At 43.7% G+C, this 15231-nt stretch carries 25 protein-coding genes; 13 read left to right on the top strand and 12 right to left on the bottom strand.

The genetic code is table 11. From position 1 onward, the window contains the following. Window positions 1–58: 58 nt before the first annotated feature. From ntrB to P5683_RS17330, 4 genes are all read left to right on the top strand, one after another. Window positions 59–934: a nitrate ABC transporter permease gene (gene ntrB / locus P5683_RS17345; RefSeq protein ID WP_321176498.1), complete on the top strand. Its 876-nt coding sequence runs from the start codon at window positions 59–61 to the stop codon at window positions 932–934. A gap of 64 nt (window positions 935–998) precedes the next feature. Beyond that, the gene (locus P5683_RS17340; RefSeq protein WP_006624708.1) at window positions 999–3011 is read left to right on the top strand and encodes a nitrate ABC transporter ATP-binding protein; all 2013 of its coding nucleotides are present in this window, start codon (window positions 999–1001) and stop codon (window positions 3009–3011) included. 96 nt (window positions 3012–3107) lie between these two features. Then, the gene (locus P5683_RS17335; RefSeq protein WP_006624709.1) at window positions 3108–3938 is read left to right on the top strand and encodes a nitrate ABC transporter ATP-binding protein; all 831 of its coding nucleotides are present in this window, start codon (window positions 3108–3110) and stop codon (window positions 3936–3938) included. A 33-nt stretch (window positions 3939–3971) separates the two neighbouring features. Next, on the top strand, window positions 3972–4178 hold the full coding sequence (locus tag P5683_RS17330; RefSeq protein WP_006624710.1) for a hypothetical protein: 207 nt from the start codon (window positions 3972–3974) through the stop codon (window positions 4176–4178). Here the strand turns inward: P5683_RS17330 and P5683_RS17325 are convergent. Continuing rightward, window positions 4161–4343: a hypothetical protein gene (locus P5683_RS17325; RefSeq protein WP_155839148.1), complete on the bottom strand. Its 183-nt coding sequence runs from the start codon at window positions 4341–4343 to the stop codon at window positions 4161–4163. The two genes, P5683_RS17330 and P5683_RS17325, sit on opposite strands and share 18 nt — an antisense overlap. 122 nt (window positions 4344–4465) lie before the next feature. Between P5683_RS17325 and P5683_RS17320 the strand changes: the two genes are divergently transcribed. Next, window positions 4466–4678 carry a type II toxin-antitoxin system VapB family antitoxin gene (locus P5683_RS17320; RefSeq protein ID WP_006624713.1) on the top strand — a complete coding sequence of 71 codons (213 nt, stop codon included), beginning with the start codon at window positions 4466–4468 and terminating at the stop codon, window positions 4676–4678. Further along, window positions 4665–5072, top strand: a complete 408-nt coding sequence (locus P5683_RS17315; protein WP_006624714.1) for a PIN domain nuclease — start codon at window positions 4665–4667, stop codon at window positions 5070–5072. Before P5683_RS17320 ends, P5683_RS17315 begins: the two co-directional genes overlap by 14 nt. A 221-nt stretch (window positions 5073–5293) precedes the next feature. Here P5683_RS17315 and P5683_RS17310 read toward each other — a convergent pair whose 3' ends face one another. The 5 genes from P5683_RS17310 to P5683_RS26510 all read right to left on the bottom strand — a co-directional run bounded on the left by P5683_RS17310 (window position 5294) and on the right by P5683_RS26510 (window position 6899). Then, window positions 5294–5506 carry a hypothetical protein gene (locus P5683_RS17310; RefSeq protein ID WP_006624715.1) on the bottom strand — a complete coding sequence of 71 codons (213 nt, stop codon included), beginning with the start codon at window positions 5504–5506 and terminating at the stop codon, window positions 5294–5296. 220 nt (window positions 5507–5726) lie between these two features. Next, window positions 5727–5933, bottom strand: a complete 207-nt coding sequence (locus tag P5683_RS17305) for a hypothetical protein (RefSeq protein ID WP_006624717.1) — start codon at window positions 5931–5933, stop codon at window positions 5727–5729. Between the two features lie 145 nt (window positions 5934–6078). Beyond that, on the bottom strand, window positions 6079–6462 hold the full coding sequence (locus tag P5683_RS17300) for a PIN domain-containing protein (protein WP_006624719.1): 384 nt from the start codon (window positions 6460–6462) through the stop codon (window positions 6079–6081). After that, a complete protein-coding gene (locus P5683_RS17295; protein WP_006624720.1) occupies window positions 6455–6691 on the bottom strand; it encodes a hypothetical protein in 237 nt (78 codons plus the stop codon). The genes P5683_RS17300 and P5683_RS17295 overlap by 8 nt, the downstream gene beginning before the upstream one ends. A 79-nt stretch (window positions 6692–6770) precedes the next feature. Next, the gene (locus P5683_RS26510) at window positions 6771–6899 is read right to left on the bottom strand and encodes a histidine kinase (protein ID WP_396442658.1); all 129 of its coding nucleotides are present in this window, start codon (window positions 6897–6899) and stop codon (window positions 6771–6773) included. Here P5683_RS26510 and P5683_RS17290 point away from each other — a divergent pair. The 3 genes from P5683_RS17290 (at window position 6862) to P5683_RS17280 (ending at window position 7836) form a co-directional block, all read left to right on the top strand. Continuing rightward, entirely contained in the window at window positions 6862–7098 is a 237-nt protein-coding gene (locus tag P5683_RS17290) for a hypothetical protein (RefSeq protein WP_157234382.1), read from the top strand. The two genes, P5683_RS26510 and P5683_RS17290, sit on opposite strands and share 38 nt — an antisense overlap. A gap of 166 nt (window positions 7099–7264) precedes the next feature. Then, window positions 7265–7498, top strand: a complete 234-nt coding sequence (locus P5683_RS17285) for a DUF433 domain-containing protein (RefSeq protein WP_006624722.1) — start codon at window positions 7265–7267, stop codon at window positions 7496–7498. Further along, a complete protein-coding gene (locus tag P5683_RS17280) occupies window positions 7495–7836 on the top strand; it encodes a DUF5615 family PIN-like protein (RefSeq protein ID WP_315640939.1) in 342 nt (113 codons plus the stop codon). Before P5683_RS17285 ends, P5683_RS17280 begins: the two co-directional genes overlap by 4 nt. Here P5683_RS17280 and P5683_RS26505 read toward each other — a convergent pair. From P5683_RS26505 to P5683_RS26500, 4 genes are all read right to left on the bottom strand, one after another. After that, complete coding sequence (locus P5683_RS26505) at window positions 7820–7927, bottom strand: hypothetical protein (RefSeq protein ID WP_396442657.1); 108 nt, start codon at window positions 7925–7927, stop codon at window positions 7820–7822. The two genes, P5683_RS17280 and P5683_RS26505, sit on opposite strands and share 17 nt — an antisense overlap. 37 nt (window positions 7928–7964) lie before the next feature. Then, a complete protein-coding gene (locus tag P5683_RS17275) occupies window positions 7965–8195 on the bottom strand; it encodes a hypothetical protein (protein WP_006624724.1) in 231 nt (76 codons plus the stop codon). Then, window positions 8183–8497, bottom strand: a complete 315-nt coding sequence (locus tag P5683_RS17270) for a hypothetical protein (RefSeq protein WP_006624725.1) — start codon at window positions 8495–8497, stop codon at window positions 8183–8185. The genes P5683_RS17275 and P5683_RS17270 overlap by 13 nt, the downstream gene beginning before the upstream one ends. Before the next feature lie 89 nt (window positions 8498–8586). Beyond that, window positions 8587–8721, bottom strand: coding sequence for a histidine kinase (locus P5683_RS26500; RefSeq protein WP_396442656.1), 135 nt, complete (start codon window positions 8719–8721; stop codon window positions 8587–8589). Here P5683_RS26500 and P5683_RS17265 point away from each other — a divergent pair. The 3 genes from P5683_RS17265 to P5683_RS17255 are packed head-to-tail and all read left to right on the top strand — an operon-like array spanning window position 8678 to window position 9551. Continuing rightward, a complete protein-coding gene (locus P5683_RS17265) occupies window positions 8678–8878 on the top strand; it encodes a hypothetical protein (RefSeq protein WP_396442564.1) in 201 nt (66 codons plus the stop codon). The genes P5683_RS26500 and P5683_RS17265 overlap by 44 nt on opposite strands. 29 nt (window positions 8879–8907) lie before the next feature. Beyond that, window positions 8908–9144 (top strand): hypothetical protein, encoded by a 237-nt coding sequence (locus P5683_RS17260; protein WP_006624727.1) that lies wholly within the window; start codon window positions 8908–8910, stop codon window positions 9142–9144. A 2-nt stretch (window positions 9145–9146) separates the two neighbouring features. Then, window positions 9147–9551 carry a PIN domain-containing protein gene (locus P5683_RS17255; protein WP_193521001.1) on the top strand — a complete coding sequence of 135 codons (405 nt, stop codon included), beginning with the start codon at window positions 9147–9149 and terminating at the stop codon, window positions 9549–9551. A gap of 347 nt (window positions 9552–9898) precedes the next feature. Here P5683_RS17255 and P5683_RS26495 read toward each other — a convergent pair whose 3' ends face one another. Then, the gene (locus tag P5683_RS26495; protein ID WP_396442722.1) at window positions 9899–10195 is read right to left on the bottom strand and encodes a hypothetical protein; all 297 of its coding nucleotides are present in this window, start codon (window positions 10193–10195) and stop codon (window positions 9899–9901) included. Window positions 10196–10293: 98 nt separating this feature from the next. Here P5683_RS26495 and P5683_RS17245 point away from each other — a divergent pair, with 98 nt between their 5' ends. Next, window positions 10294–11559: a phthiocerol/phthiodiolone dimycocerosyl transferase family protein gene (locus P5683_RS17245; protein WP_315640660.1), complete on the top strand. Its 1266-nt coding sequence runs from the start codon at window positions 10294–10296 to the stop codon at window positions 11557–11559. A 16-nt stretch (window positions 11560–11575) separates the two neighbouring features. Here the strand turns inward: P5683_RS17245 and P5683_RS17240 are convergent, their stop codons facing one another. Beyond that, window positions 11576–15094, bottom strand: coding sequence for an NB-ARC domain-containing protein (locus tag P5683_RS17240; RefSeq protein ID WP_315645504.1), 3519 nt, complete (start codon window positions 15092–15094; stop codon window positions 11576–11578). Window positions 15095–15231: the final 137 nt, after the last annotated feature.

Raw genomic sequence — 15231 nt, 5'->3', positions numbered from 1 at the left:
TACGGGTAATAGTGCTATCGTCGCATTGTCAGGCAATAGCCGGATAAATGTCGCGTCAATGTATCAGTTCCCTGTCCCCTTCTCTCCTCATGAACCTATGACTTCTCCTACTTATCGCCGACGCCATAAATTTCAATTTTCCCCACAACGGTGGCTTAAAGCCGTTCTTAACAAGGGGAAAAAGCTGATTCCATCTGCGGTTGCTATTCTGATTTTCCTGGTTGTTTGGGAGGTGTTCACCGCTGTTTCCGATTCGACGTTGCCCGGTCCTATCCGCACAGTGTCAGAAACTTGGGAATTGATTATCGACCCGTTTTTTGACCACGGCGGCATTGATAAGGGGCTATTCTGGCAAATTTTGACGAGTTTGCAACGGGTGGCCTTGGGGTTCTCCCTCGCTGTGGTGGTGGGAGTCTCGTTAGGAGTTCTGATTGGTACGAACACTCTAATGTACCGTGCCTTAGACCCGATTTTTCAAATCTTGAGAACGATTCCCCCCTTGGCTTGGCTACCGATTTCCTTGGCAGGCTTTGAGCGAGCAAACCCTTCGGCTATTTTTGTGATTTTTATTACAGCAATTTGGCCGATTATTATCAATACAACTGAGGGAGTGCGGCAAATTCCTCAGGATTATAATAATGTGTCACGGGTGCTACGACTTGACCGCAAGACCTATTTCTTTAAAATCCTCTTCCCGGCAACGGTTCCCTATATTTTTACGGGACTCAAGATTGGGATTGGTCTGTCTTGGCTGGCAATTATCGCCGCCGAAATGTTGATTGGTGGTGTGGGTATTGGTTTCTTTATCTGGGATGCCTGGAACAGTTCTCGCATGAGTGACATTATCCTAGCGGTGATTTATGTCGGGGTCGTCGGCCTACTGCTGGATAAGTTTATTACCTTCTTGGCCAGTTTGGTGGTGTCTGAAGACTAAGCTCAATAATTAATTAGCTGTCTTCTGTTCTGATTTCGTTGTCCCCTACTCCTGCTTAAAGCCCATGTCTATTTTTGCTGAAGTTGACCATATTGAACGAGTCTTTAATCTCCCTAATGGAGGCACTTATGTTGCCTTGAGTAACATTGAACTCAAGATTCGTAAAGGTGAATTTATCTCCTTGGTGGGTCATTCGGGCTGTGGTAAATCAACCCTCTTAAACCTAATTGCCGGACTCGATAAACCTACCCGAGGGGGCATCATCCTAGAAGGTCGCCAGGTGACAGAGCCGGGACCCGATCGCATGGTGGTATTCCAAAACTATTCTCTGCTGCCCTGGCTAACGGTGCGAGAAAACATCGCCTTGGCGGTCGAATCCGTTATGGGCGATCGCCCCCGAGGAGAACAACGCGGTATCATTGAACATCACATTGACCTAGTGGGCTTACGTCATGCGGCCCATAAACGCCCCGCCCACCTCTCCGGGGGCATGAAACAGCGGGTTGCCATTGCCCGGTCGCTGGCTATCCGCCCCAAACTCCTCCTCCTGGACGAACCTTTTGGAGCCCTAGATGCCCTGACCCGAGGGGGACTGCAAGAACAACTGATGCGTATCTGCGAGGAAAGCCAAGTCACCTGTATCATGGTCACCCATGACGTGGACGAAGCCCTCCTCCTGAGCGATCGCATCGTCCTCCTCACCAACGGCCCCGCCTCATACATCGGGCAAATTCTCGATGTCCCCATCCCCAGGCCGCGCACCCATGTCTCGGTGGTCAAAGATCCCAACTACTACGGACTCCGCAACGAGATCGTCTATTTCCTCAACCAACAGCGACGGGCTAAGAAACGCCAAAGCCAACCCCAACCCATCGAAGTTCACGAAAACGGCTTAGAAAAAGTCAACCTCAACCTAGGCTTCATCCCCCTCACCGACTGCGCCCCCCTCGTGGTGGCTAAAGAACGGGGATTCTTCGCCAAACATGGCTTGACCCAAGTCACCCTCAGTCGCGAACTCAGTTGGAACGCGATCGAATCGGGCATTCGAGAGCAACGCCTCGACGCAGCCCAAATGGTTGCCGGAATGCCCCTCGGAATGACCATAGGCCGGGATAACCATACCCCCCTGCCCGTCATTACCGCCATGACCCTCTCTCGCAACGGCAACGCCATCACCTTCCATCGTCACTTCTACGAGGAAGGGGTGCGAACTCTCGCCGATCTCAAAGGCTTTATCGCCGCCCACCCCGACCGACGACTCACCCTGGGAGCCGTGCATCCCACCTCCATGCACAACCTCATCCTACGTTACTGGCTCGCCTCCGCTGACATCGACCCCGATCGCGACCTGGATATCGTCATCATTCCCCCCGCACAAATGGTCGCCAACCTCAAAGCCGGCAACATCGACGGCTACTGTGTCGGCGAACCCTGGAACTCCCGCGCCGTCCATGAAGGCATCGGTTTCGTCATGGCCACCGACCCGGAAATCTGGTCTGGCCATTGCGAAAAAGTCCTCGGAGTCCGGGAAGACTGGGCGCAAACTCACCCCAAAACCCATCTAGCCCTTATCCAAGCCCTCTTAGAAGCCTGCGACTACTGCGACGATATGCGTCATCGGGAAGAGGTTTTAGACCTCATCTGTCGTCCCGAATATGTCGGGTCCGACCCCATCTACACCCGTCCCGGCTTCATTGATGCCTACAACAAAGGCATCGGCGACCCCCAACCTATCCCCCGCTACAACCAGTTCTTCTGCGACAAAACCAACTGTCCCGATCGCACCGAAGCCCTGTGGATTCTCACCCAAATGGCCCGTTGGGGCATTACCCCCTTCCCCCGCAACTGGATTGAAGTCATTGATCGCGTCCGCCGTCTCGATATGTTCTCCCAAGCCGCCCAAGGCTTAAACATGATGGACATTGGCCGCGATCGCTATCCCATCATCCTCTTCGACGGGGCTATTTTCAACCCAGACGATCCCATCCATTACCTAGAACAACTACAAATCAAAACCAACCTAACCATCACAGAAATCGATCTCAACCCAGCCCCCCGAGAACTATCGGCCGCCTAACCCCAAAGAACCCACCCCTAAGCCATCCCTAGAGGACAACCGATCCCCCATTCCTCTTTCACCCCTGCTACCTACTGTCTATTTCCTTCTTACCCAATGCAAACTGTAACCAACTCCACCTCCCACACCTACACCACCAATGACTCTTATCTGGTCATTGATGGCCTTAGCAAAACCTATGCCACCCCAGAGGGGCCCTATCGAGTTCTCGACAACATCCAACTCACCGTCCGGGAAGGAGAATTCTTATGTCTGATTGGGCACTCCGGCTGTGGTAAATCGACCCTCCTGGATATGGTTTCCGGCTTCCGTCAACCCAGCGAAGGAGAAGTTCGCTTAGAAGGACGACGAATTAAAGAACCCGGGCCTGATCGCATGGTGGTCTTCCAAAACTATGCCCTCCTGCCCTGGCTAACCGCCTACGAGAATATCTTCCTGGCTGTCAACTCCGTCTTTCCCAAGCTCAAACAACGGGACAAAGTGGCGATCGTGCGAGAACATCTGGAACTGGTGGGCTTAACTGAGGCCGCCGACAAGAAGCCCAAAGAACTCTCCGGGGGAATGAAACAACGGGTATCCATCGCCAGAGCCTTAGCCCTTCGCCCCAAAGTTCTCATTCTCGATGAACCTTTCGGCGCTCTCGATCCCATCACCCGGGAAGAACTGCAAGAAGAACTGCTACAAATCTGGGCCGATCACAAAGTCACCGTACTCATGATTACCCATGATATCGACGAAGCCCTCTTCCTGGGCGATCGCCTGGTCATGATGACGAACGGCCCGGCCGCCCGCATTGGTGAAATCCTCGACTTACCCTTCCCTCGGCCGCGCGATCGCACCCGACTCATGGAACAGCCAGAATACTACGAGCTACGCAACGAAGCCCTAGACTTCCTCTATCGTCGTTACGCCCACGACGACACCTAAAGCCCAGAAGAATCCTTTACGCCTCTGGATGAAATGGTCACCACCCCCGTTTCTGAGGCACTTCTTGGCGGCTGGGGAATAATACGTTTGCGTCAGATTGTAACAGTTTCAGATATTCAAATCTCCCCTAACCAAGTTTCGATTCTCCCAGGTCAACGCCTAAGCGATCGCCTATATCAATCAGATTCCCTTGATTCGGCGGAAAGCCTTTTAACGGCGCTTTTAGGGGTTCTGAGGTGAGAAATCGTACTCTCCTAGGTCAACGCCGAAGCGATTCTCCTGCCCAGACGCTTCGCGATCGCTTTTGGGGTCGGTTTTGTCGGGGTGAAAATTCGCCGCCAAAGAGGATGGCACTGTGGGGGAGGAGGTGGGGCGCGTTTTAGGGTTTTGAGGTGGCGATCGCATTTCCGGCGGGGTCTTCCTCGGGACAAGTGATTTCCCAAATCAGGGGGACATTGAGTCAGAAAAATGTTAATATAAGTAAATCGGCACGACAATAAATCTGAACATAAAATCAACCACTAGCGATGAAAAAGTCCATCGAACTCAATGAAGAATTGGTGAAAGAAGCATTGCGCTTAACCAATATTCAGACAGAACAAGAATTAATTAACTTGGCTTTATCCGAGTTAGTCAAAAACCGCAAAAAACGAAATTTACTCGATTTGAGCGGACAGATTCAATTCTCAACAGATTACGACTATAAAGCCTTACGGTTAAACCGGAATGTTTTTGATTGATACATCAGTTTGGATTGCTGTTTTGCGAGACAAGACGGGTACGGTTGGTCAATCTTTATCAGAAATTATTAAGGAGCAACCCATTTTTTTGAGCCGATTTACTCAAATGGAACTGTTGCAAGGTTGCCGAGATGAACGGGAGTGGAGGTTATTAGAAACCTATCTGCAAGACCAAGACTATATCGAACCCACTCCTAATACTTGGGTGGCGGCTGCCCGAATTTATTACGATTTACAACGACAGGGATTAACGGTTAGAAGTAGTATTGATTGTTGTATTGCTCAACTGGCGATCGCACATCAGTTGATCTTAATTCATAATGACAGGGATTTTGAGACAATTGCAACGGCAACCAGCCTTAATAGTTTACGCTTTCGACCTGACAATAATTAATTATCAACTCTCCTCTAACCCTATTCTAACCTAAAAAATGCCAATCCTCAAATCTCCCCTAACCAGGTTTCGATTCTCCTAGGTCAACGCCGAAGCGATCGCCTATATCAGATTCCCTTGATTCGGCGGAAAGCCTTTTAATGGCGCTTCTAGGGGTTCGTCGGTGAGAAATCGTACTCTCCTAGGTCAACGCCGAAGCGATCACTTCTGGGGTGGGTTGATTAACGGTGACTCGGAGCGATCGCCTCAATTTGAGAACACCAAGAAAAGTCCTTGATGTTAAAAGTGTAGATTGTGGTAACATCATGGGCTAACATAATCCCAATGTGCAGTAAATCAAAAACACCTCCATTGCTTACAGGTCTTTCTGCCAATAAACCGATCCAACGTTCAAACAAATCCACCGGAGTTGAAAGTAGACAGATATGGGGCATCTGACAAATCCGGTTAATGCGGATAATTGCTTCCGTTGGCTGTAAAGGCGTGGCTAAAATAGCGGGATTAGTAATATAGGAGTAAAATTCCGCTCAAACCTGCGATGAGACACACAAAATTTCCCTTTCGGTGGGTCTAAATATTTCTAAAGCGGCTTGATGTTGAGGGGCTTTGGTATTAGCAACATAAGCGAGGATGTTCGTATCCAGATAAATTCGTTTAGCTTCCCCTGCCATAAAGCATCGTCCGATTAAAGGGCTGGAGAATTTCGCTGGCAAAAAACCAGGAATTCAAGTCTGATTCTGAGAGATTTTCTCGGGTTGATTGTTTCTGCTGTTGATTAATAGTTTTAAAAGTTTCTATCATCTTGTGAATTTGCTCGATTTGTTCTGGGGTGAGTCCGGTGATATCAAGAGTTTGAGTCATTTTTGAGTTGGGGGCTAGGGGTTGTTGACATTTTAGCTAATTTTGGCGCTAAGGGTCAAAAACCGGGTTTCTTGAATCATCAAACCTCCTCTAACCCGGTTTCAATGGCGGATATCAGATGAGGTTGATTGGGGGGAAACCCTTTTTACCGAATCACTCGAATTTCGAGGTTAAGATTTAACTGACTCCATTGGCGGTCTGCGGTAATCACGGGTTGATTGAGAACAAGACCCAGGGCTAGACAAGCGCGATCGCCTAGGGATAAGCCTAGAGGTTTAGTCATGGGTCGTAGCATACCCGCAATTTGAGCTTGCGGTTCATCAAAGGGAACAATTTTTAAGTTCAAGTCGGACAAAATTTGCAAAATCTCGGTTTCTGAGATGCCAATTTCGGCCAATTTAGCAATAACTTCCGATAAATTAATGGTGCTAATCGTTGCATTTTCAATCAAGTCTGTTATTTGTTCACTCCCGCTTTCTTGATTGAGAAATGCTAATATAGCAGAGGCATCCATGATGACATTACTCATGGATAGACTCGTGACGGCGTTCTTGAATCAGTTCCTCTGTTAGGTTGCGATTTTTCGCATATTTTTTGACTATTTTTTGAGCCTGGGTGAGGGGGCTGGTGGAGTCAGTTATTAGTGGGCGATCGCCTTGTTTCTGCTGTTGATTAATAGTTTTAAAAGTTTCTATCATCTTGTGAATTTGCTCGATTTGTTCTGGGGTGAGTCCGGTGATATCAAGAGTTTGAGTCATTTTTGAGTTGGGGGCTAGGGGTTGTTGACATTTTAGCTAATTTTGGTGCTAAGGGTCAGAAACCGGGTTTCTTGGCTGCTTAAATCTCCTCTAACCAGGTTTCGATCGCAGATATCAGATTCCGTTGATTGGGGGGAAAGCCTTTTAACGGCGCTTCTAGGGGTTCTGAGGTGAGAAATGCGATTCTCCTACGGAGACGCTTCGCGATCGCAATTACCCCCGTCAGTTTTTGGCAAAAGGCGATCGCTTCTGGCGTGGGTTTCGTCCGGGTGGAAATTCGCCGCCGAAGAGGATGGCACGGTGGGGGAGGAGGTGGGGCGCGTTTTAGGCTTTTGAGGTGGCGATCGCATTTCGGCGGGGTCTTCCTCGGGATAAGTGATTTCCCAAATCAGTTGGCGATCGGGTGAGGGCGATTTCCCCTTCGCGGGTTTGGTTAGCGAGGATGTCAGCGTTGAGGCAATACAGGGGTAGGTGTTGCAGGGATTCCCCGGTGAGCGCTTATTCGGAGAAAGAATTGAGGAGCGCGATCGGCTATAATTTATGAGGTGTAATCACACATTCAGCCTTAAAAATATGACTTCAACTCCTGAATTAATGAGCCGAATTACGCAAAATCCCGGTCAATGTGGGGGTCGTCCCTGTATTCGCGGGATGCGAATTAGAGTCACCGATATTTTAGAAATGTTAGCGGAAAATGTGAGCATTTCTGAAGTTTTAGAAGATTTTCCCGATTTAGAACTAGCAGATATTCAAGCCTGTCTGCTGTTTGCGGCAAGACGTACTGATTTTCCCAGACTCACCGCATGAAAATTTGGGTCGATGCTCAACTTCCGCTTACGTTGGCAAGTTGGCTGACAGAAACCTTTGGTTTAGAAGCGAGTGCATTGCGGGATTTAGGCTGGCGGGATGCTCAAGATATCGAGATTTTTGCAGCAGCACGGTCTGAAAATGTGGTGATTGTCACGAAAGACAGTGATTTTATTGATTTGGTCTGTCGTTTAGGATCGCCTCCTCAAATTTTATGGCTAACTTGTGGCAATGTCACGAACCGTAATTTGCGAAAATTGTTAATGGCAACTTTACCGAATGCGTTAGAGCAATTGCAGCAAGGAGAAATGATTGTGGAAATTACGAATACTCCTTAATTTCCTCTAACCAGGTTTCGATCGCAGATATCAGATTCGCTTGATTCGGCGGAAAGCCTTTTAAGGGCGCTTCTGGGTTGTCGGAGAGGATGGTAATTTTCGCTCAGATTTGAGTGCAGTGGATTTTTTCAGGTTTTAATCAGGTTTTGTTGGCCGAGTTCTAGGGAGATGCCACTAATGCGATCGTCTCCAGGGCGATAGGATAACACTTCGATGCCAATAGGTTCATTGGTATCTCCATCTTTGAAAAGGATAATATCGTTCCCAAGTTCCGTAGCAATTTGGTTAGGGCGGGGAGATTGCCAAAAAATGGTTAAGAGTTCGGTTTCGGGTTCGTAAAAGACTTTTATTTGGGCCATAATTTTTCTCCTGTTTTGATTGCATCAGTTTGGTAAGCTGTAATCAAGTAACCCTCTCCATTTAAACGCCGCGCAACGGCAACCAGCCACCTTTTGGCTTTGAGGGTGCGATAAAATAGCAAGACATCAATATCGCGCTGACTTTGGTAAATGGCATCGGGTTGATTAAGGGTTTGCTGAATTTCAGTTTCATAATGGGTAATATCGGGATGCTTGATAAGCAGTGTTTGCCAGTAGCTTTCGGTGGTGCGGACGGTGAACCCTAGGGGAGTAGAAACAATAAATTTAACAATTGATTCCATGTTTTAGCTGAAGGCTAGGGTTTGCTGATATTTTAGCGAATTTGAGAACTTGGGGTGAGGGTTCAGAAACCGGGTTTCTTGGTGGCTGCTTAAATCTCCCCTAACCAGGTTTCGATCGCAGATATCAGATTCCGTTGATTGGGGGGAAAGCCTTTTAACGGCGCTTCTAGGGGTTCTGAGGTGAGAAATGCGATTCTCCTACCCAGACGCTTCCGGAACGCAATTACCCCCGTCAGTTTTTGGCAAAAGGCGATCGCTTTTAGGGTGGGTTGGGTCGGGGTGGAAATTCGCCGCCAAAGAGGATGGCTCCGTGGGGGAGGAGGTGGGGCGCGTTTTAGGGTTTTGAGGTGGCGATCGCCAGTCAGGCTATACTACAATTAATCAGAGCCTAAAATCAGGAATCAAGCCAAATGACTACCCAAAAATTATTAGAAAAATGGCAGCGTTTAGACCCTGAACAACAGCAACAAGTTCTCGCTTTTATTGACTCTCTTCATCAAACGCCCCAACCGACTAAACCCAGTTCCCCGCTTGGAGCAAAGTTAAGAAAAATCCGCCAAGAAATTATAGAATCGGGCATCCCCTTGTTAACGCCAGAAGAAATAGAACAAGAAAAAGTGGAACGTCGTGGAGGATATGCAGACTAATCATGATCCGAACTTTTGTTGATGCTGGAGTGTTAATTTATGCGGCTCGCGCTGAAAATGAAATGGCTGAACTCGCTTTACAAATCTTAGAAGATGACCAGCGAGAATTTGCTTCTAGTATTTTTTTGAAATTAGAGGTTTTGCCAAAAGCCATTTATCATCAACAAAGTAGCGAGATAAAGTTTTATGAAACTTTTTTTGATGCCGTCATTTACTGGGCAAACGATATCAACACTATCATTGAACAAGCCTATCGAGAATCTAGTCAATTTGGACTAGGGGCTATGGATGCTTTACATATTGCAGCAGCAGTCTCGGTTGGAGCAACGGAATTCATAACCAATGAAAAACCTCAAAAGTCAATTCGTCGAACTCGAAGTATTAAGGTGATTTCTATTTATCAATGATAGTGTTAATTCATCAACTTGACAACGATATCGCCAAATATTTTAATCAATAAATAGGGTTTTATCACTCATCACTTTCTGTCGTGAATTTCATCTCGGGTTGGTTTGACCCACCCTTGAACCGGAATGGGGTTTTCTGCCAATTGATCCATTAATCTGGTTTGGGGCTTTGCTTCTGAAACCACAATCACTCTCAATCCCTTCCTTCTTGAATACTTTGTTGATATTCCGGCGGAATTTATATCATGCCTTGTTTGATTTTCGCTTTAAATTCAAAATAATTAACCATTTTTTTACCTTTTTTGTCTATTAATCTATGGATATTTTAACCTAAAAAATGCCAATCCTCAAATCTCCCCTAACCAGGTTTCGATCGCAGATATCAGATTCCGTTGATTGGGGGGAAAGCCTTTTAAGGGCGCTTCTAGGGGGTCGTCGGTGAGGAAGGCGATCGCAATTACCCCCGTCAGTTTTTGGCAAAAGGCCATGAGTTCTGGGGTGGGTTGGGTCGGGGTGGAAACCGTTTCGCTACCGAAGAGGATGGCACGGTGGGGGAGGAGGTTACGGCGTTTTAGGGTTTTGAGGTGGCGGCGCAGTTCAGCGGGGGTGGCGGGTTCCGGGGGGTCTTCGTCGGGACAGGTGATTTCCCAAATCAGTTCGCTGATAATTTTAAAATCTGAGTGACAAAATTAAGATACAATAAAATTGTTTTACTGTTTAAGTTATTTTCTGAGGAAATAATATGAGTAATGATAGAAAGTTGATTGCAATGGAACAGGGAATGGAACTTTGTAATCGCTATGCTAACTCATTGAATGTAGTAATAGTCAGTAAACTAAAAGGTGTTTTAGATGAACAATCTTTAAGAAAATCTCTTGACTTAGTACAAGAACGCCACCCCAGATTAAATTGTCATATCGTTGGGTCAGGTAATGATTTATTTTTTCATTCTACAGGGACTCAACCCATTCCATTAACAATTATTTTTAATGTTCAGCCTGATTTGTGGCAAGAGATTGTTATTGAAGAAATGAACACCAAAATCGAAAGTGAAAAATGCTTAGTTAGGGCTATCCTTTTAACACCAAAAGACCCTAACAACTTTAGTTATTTTATTACGACAATTCATCACGCAATTATAGATGCTGCTTGTGGGATTAACTTACATTCTGAAATTTTTAAATTGTGCCAAGATATTGGAAATCAGCAAACAATTGATTCATCTAAAAAATTAGAAGCTCCTCCATCTTTAGAAAAGATTATCAGTAACTATAGCATCAAAGATAAGCCACTGCCCAAGCCGAGTAAATACATCGATAAACTACCTTGTGATAAATATGTACCTTATTTGGAACGTAGATGTAAGTTGATTCAAAGACATTTGAGTGCCACTGTAACTAAAAATCTTATTTCACAGTGTAAGGAAAAGGGAGCAACCGTACACGGGGCAATTTCTTCAGGTATGATGTTAGGACTAGCTGATCATATTAGAATCCAAGAAGAAGATTTTCATTTTAGCTGTCGTTCTTCTGTAAATATGAGAAAACGAGTGGTTCCTCCTGTCAGTAATGAAGATATATGTATGCTCGTTTCTGCTTTAACTTCCTTTCATATAGTAGACAATCAAACATCTTTTTGGGATTTAACGCAACAAGTAACAGCGCAAATTAAAACCCGATTAAATACAACAGAAGTTTATAATGTTATTAAAGATTACCGAAAGGGTATAGAATCTACTTTAGAGAATACTCAACAAACTTCTTTCTCTATCTTTGTCACTAATATTGGCAATGTTGAAATTTCAGCAGACTATGGCCAAGTGCAGCTAGAAGAAATTAGCTATGTTTTATCAACCAACATTATGGGTAGTGTTTTTGCTGTTGCTGTGTCTACTTTCCAAGGAAAAATTACGTTAAATTTTTTATATTCCGAACCTTTAGTTAGTCAACAGACTATCGAACAACTGGTAGAAGACACAATCAAGCATATAGTAGAGTCTTGCCAATAACAAGTTGGTGCTCATTTTATTTCTCAAAAGCACCTAAGTTTTTAAGCATAGCTTTTTGAGCATCTTTTAAACCAATAACCCCAGTGATATTCATACCTTCATAGGGTCTATCTGGTCTAAGTGTACTAAGACATTTGCCAGTCCTCACACTCCAAATTTTAACTGTATTATCATCACTACTACTAACCACCATTTCACTATCATGACTAAATGCAACAGACCAAATCCAACTTTGATGACCTTCTAGAGTGGCTATACATTGTCGAGATTGTACATCCCAAATTTTTACTGTTTTGTCATCGCTACCACTAACCAGTTTTTGACCATTAGGACTAAATTTAATTGCTCTTACTCTAACCGAATGACCTTCTAATTGTATTGAATCATAACTTTGAATATTCCATAATCTAATTGATCCATTACCATCACAACTGGCAAGAGTTTGACCATCTAGGTTAAAATCCAATGACCATACAGCACCTTGATGACCTTCTAATGGTTTTAAATACTTTTTATTCTGTATATCCCATAACCTAATATAAGGCTCTTCCCTGCTATCGCTACTAATTGCTAGAACACAACCATCTGGACTAAATGCCACATCTCTAGGTCTTACCTTGTCTCCTTTAGAATTAGTAATAGGTAATTTTTGAACTATTTGTCGTGTCTTAAAATTCCAGATATTAACCTTCTCTCCATAGTAGTAACTGATTGCAATAATTGGCTCAATTGGATGAAAAGCAACTGATATTACTCGGTCTCTTGGCTCATCAAATCCTTTCTTAATAGGAGGAAATTTTATTGAATCATAATTAGTTATTTCCCAGATTTTAACCGTACCATCATAACTACCACTAGCCAATAAAGAACCGTCACAGTTAAAAGCAACTGCTCTTACTAAATTATCATGATTACCTAAGACTTTATTAGTAAGATTTTCTGTTTCTAATGTGGAAAGGTCCCAAACTCTAACAAAGCAATCTTCATCACCACTAACTATTAAGGGTTGAGTCGGACTACACGCTACTGACCAAACTGGATTAGTGTAACCTTGAATAAGTCTTAAACATTTACCCGATTGGCTATCCCAAAATCTGAGGGTTTGATCTTCACTAGCACTTAAAACTTTATCGCCCTGAAATGCGATAGCTCGAACAGGTTTGCTATGACCCTGCATAGATTGGATGCATTGTCCTGTTTCAATGTTCCAAATTCTCATAATTTTATCTGCACCACAAGAAGCTAATTTTTTACTGTCAAAGCTAAAACTAATATCTCTAATCCAACCTTTATACCCACTTATTTTTTGCTGACAGTTCCAAGTTTTAATATTTAGTATCCAAATTTCAGAAGAGTCACCAGAAATTGCAATTAAATTTCCATCAGGACTAAAGCTGATTGAACGAATTGGATCGTGATAATCTTTAATTTTTTTAATTTCCTCACCACTGTTGACATTCCATACTTTTAGGAGGCAATTCTGACTTCCAACCGCTAGTAGATTTCCATCAGGACTGAAAGCAATTGTATTTGCCCAAACTGCCCGCTTCAATCTAAATCTTTTTGTGGATTGACCTGATTTTACATCCCAGAGTTTAATTTCTCCCTCTTCATCACCGGATGCAACTAAATCACCTTTGGGACTAAAGGCTAAACCTCTAACTCGGGAATTATGTTCTGTCCAAATATGAGTACAGTCTCCATTTTTAACATTCCAAAGTTTTACTATTTTATCGCCACCACAACTAGCAAGATAAAGACCATCAAGACTCAAAGCAATACCCCAAACCCAATCATCATGACCAGGTAAGGTAAGAATACGTTGTTCTGTTTCGATTTCCCACAAGTGAATTGCGCCACTGGTAGTTCCTGCTGCTACTAGGCCACCAACTAAATCCAGTGATGGAATTGTACCAAAATCTTCGCTCAAACACGAATCAGATAAGTCGCAGTAAGAAAAGTCAACTCCTTTGAGCGAATGTTTTTGTAAATATGCTTGTCGTATTACTAGGCCAGAAAAATTGTAATTGCTAATATCGATCTTTAAACTCCATAACAAATTAATTAGATTGCCAGTAGCATATCCTGGTGTACCCTTGAGACTTTTATGAATCTCTTCCAGAATAATATTTAAGGTTTTTTCTAAATTCATTCCTGCTGGCCAATCAACTTTTTGTTTTAATTTAATGTTAATAGAATTTAAAATTAATCTTATCTGATCTTCCATAATATATTCATCGGCAAGAGATTTTATAAATGAATATTTATTTATAAAATTATTGACGGTAATATTGATAATTTCTTTATATACTTGATTCACAAATAAATCTGTGACATATTCGAGAATAACAGGTTGAAGCGTGAATTTTTCTCCAATTTTCTCAAGCAAAAATCTTTGTCGTATTGATTGGAAGGTAGAACCAACAATTTTCCGTGATTCGTATAGCAATATATCCTTTTTTAGATCATTTAAAGACATCGGTACTCGGTTAATTGCTAACCAATACACTATTTCTTGCTCCGAATCTGATAAACGCTGAAAATGCCAATCTAACAACTTACGCATATCATCACGCTCATTCTGCCCCTCTTCAAGAGGACTACCGGAGATATGATTTTTATCTTGTAAGAAATCAGCGATTTTACCATCAAACGTTTCTTGTATATAGTTAGCTGTTAGCTCCAAAGCTAAAGGATTACCATTAAACAGAGCAATTAACTCTTCCCAGTCATGGTTTGAACCATAGAAATTACCGTTGCCAACGTTTTCTACAATTCTTCTGCCATCTTCATAATTGACTCCTGTTAGTTCAAAAAAACGAACCGGTTTATTTTTCCCTTCAATCCTGCTGATATTTTTAGGCTTTTCTCGACTTGTAAGCAACAAGCAACTGTTGTGATCTGTTTCTGCAATTTTTAAAAATAATTCTCCATAAGCTTCATATCCTTTGCAATATTGTCCAGCAGATTTTCCTTGATTTAATATTGACTCTATATTATCGAGTATGATTAGACAGCGATTTTGACGCAAATATTCAAGTATGCGATCAATCCGTAATTTGTTTTCGTCGGGTAAGTCTATTTCTTTATGGCTTGACAAAAATTTAATAATTTGCTGAAAAGTATCTTCTACTGGAGGAGCATTCTTTAAATCCTGCCACATTATATAGTCAAATTCTTCTGTGATTTCTCGGACTAATGTTAAAGATAAATCGGTTTTACCAATCCCCCCTTTACCTAACTTAACTGGTAATCTGGTTTTCCCAATTCCTCCTATACCAACAATCGCGACTAATCTGCACTTGTCAGCTACAATCCATTTTTCTAAGGTTTTTAATTCTTCAGTACGACCAAAAAAAACTGAAATATCCGGTGCATTTCCCCACGAGTGACGAGAAACTTCACCCCGAGAGGAGGGATAGTCACGAGGTTGCGGCTTTTTGACATCTACTTCCCCATCACTCAACCAACCCAGCCTTTTGACAATAGTATCGAGTGAGTCTCCCTTTCTCCCTTTCCATCTTGATGCTAACAACGTTAACCGCAGGGGATTGCGGCATAAATCCTTAATCCGTTCTTTCCCCGACTCTTGCAATTCTGACCACAAGGATTCCGCTAACTGGACATCCTCACCCGCCGCCACCAACCCCCGAAACCAGCGCCGGATAAACT

The sequence above is a fragment of the Limnospira sp. PMC 1279.21 genome (assembly GCF_032349615.1).
GTDB lineage: Bacteria > Cyanobacteriota > Cyanobacteriia > Cyanobacteriales > Microcoleaceae > Limnospira > Limnospira fusiformis.
The sequence above is the reverse complement of the archived record's forward strand: the minus strand, read 5'-3'. Positions and strand labels throughout refer to the sequence as shown.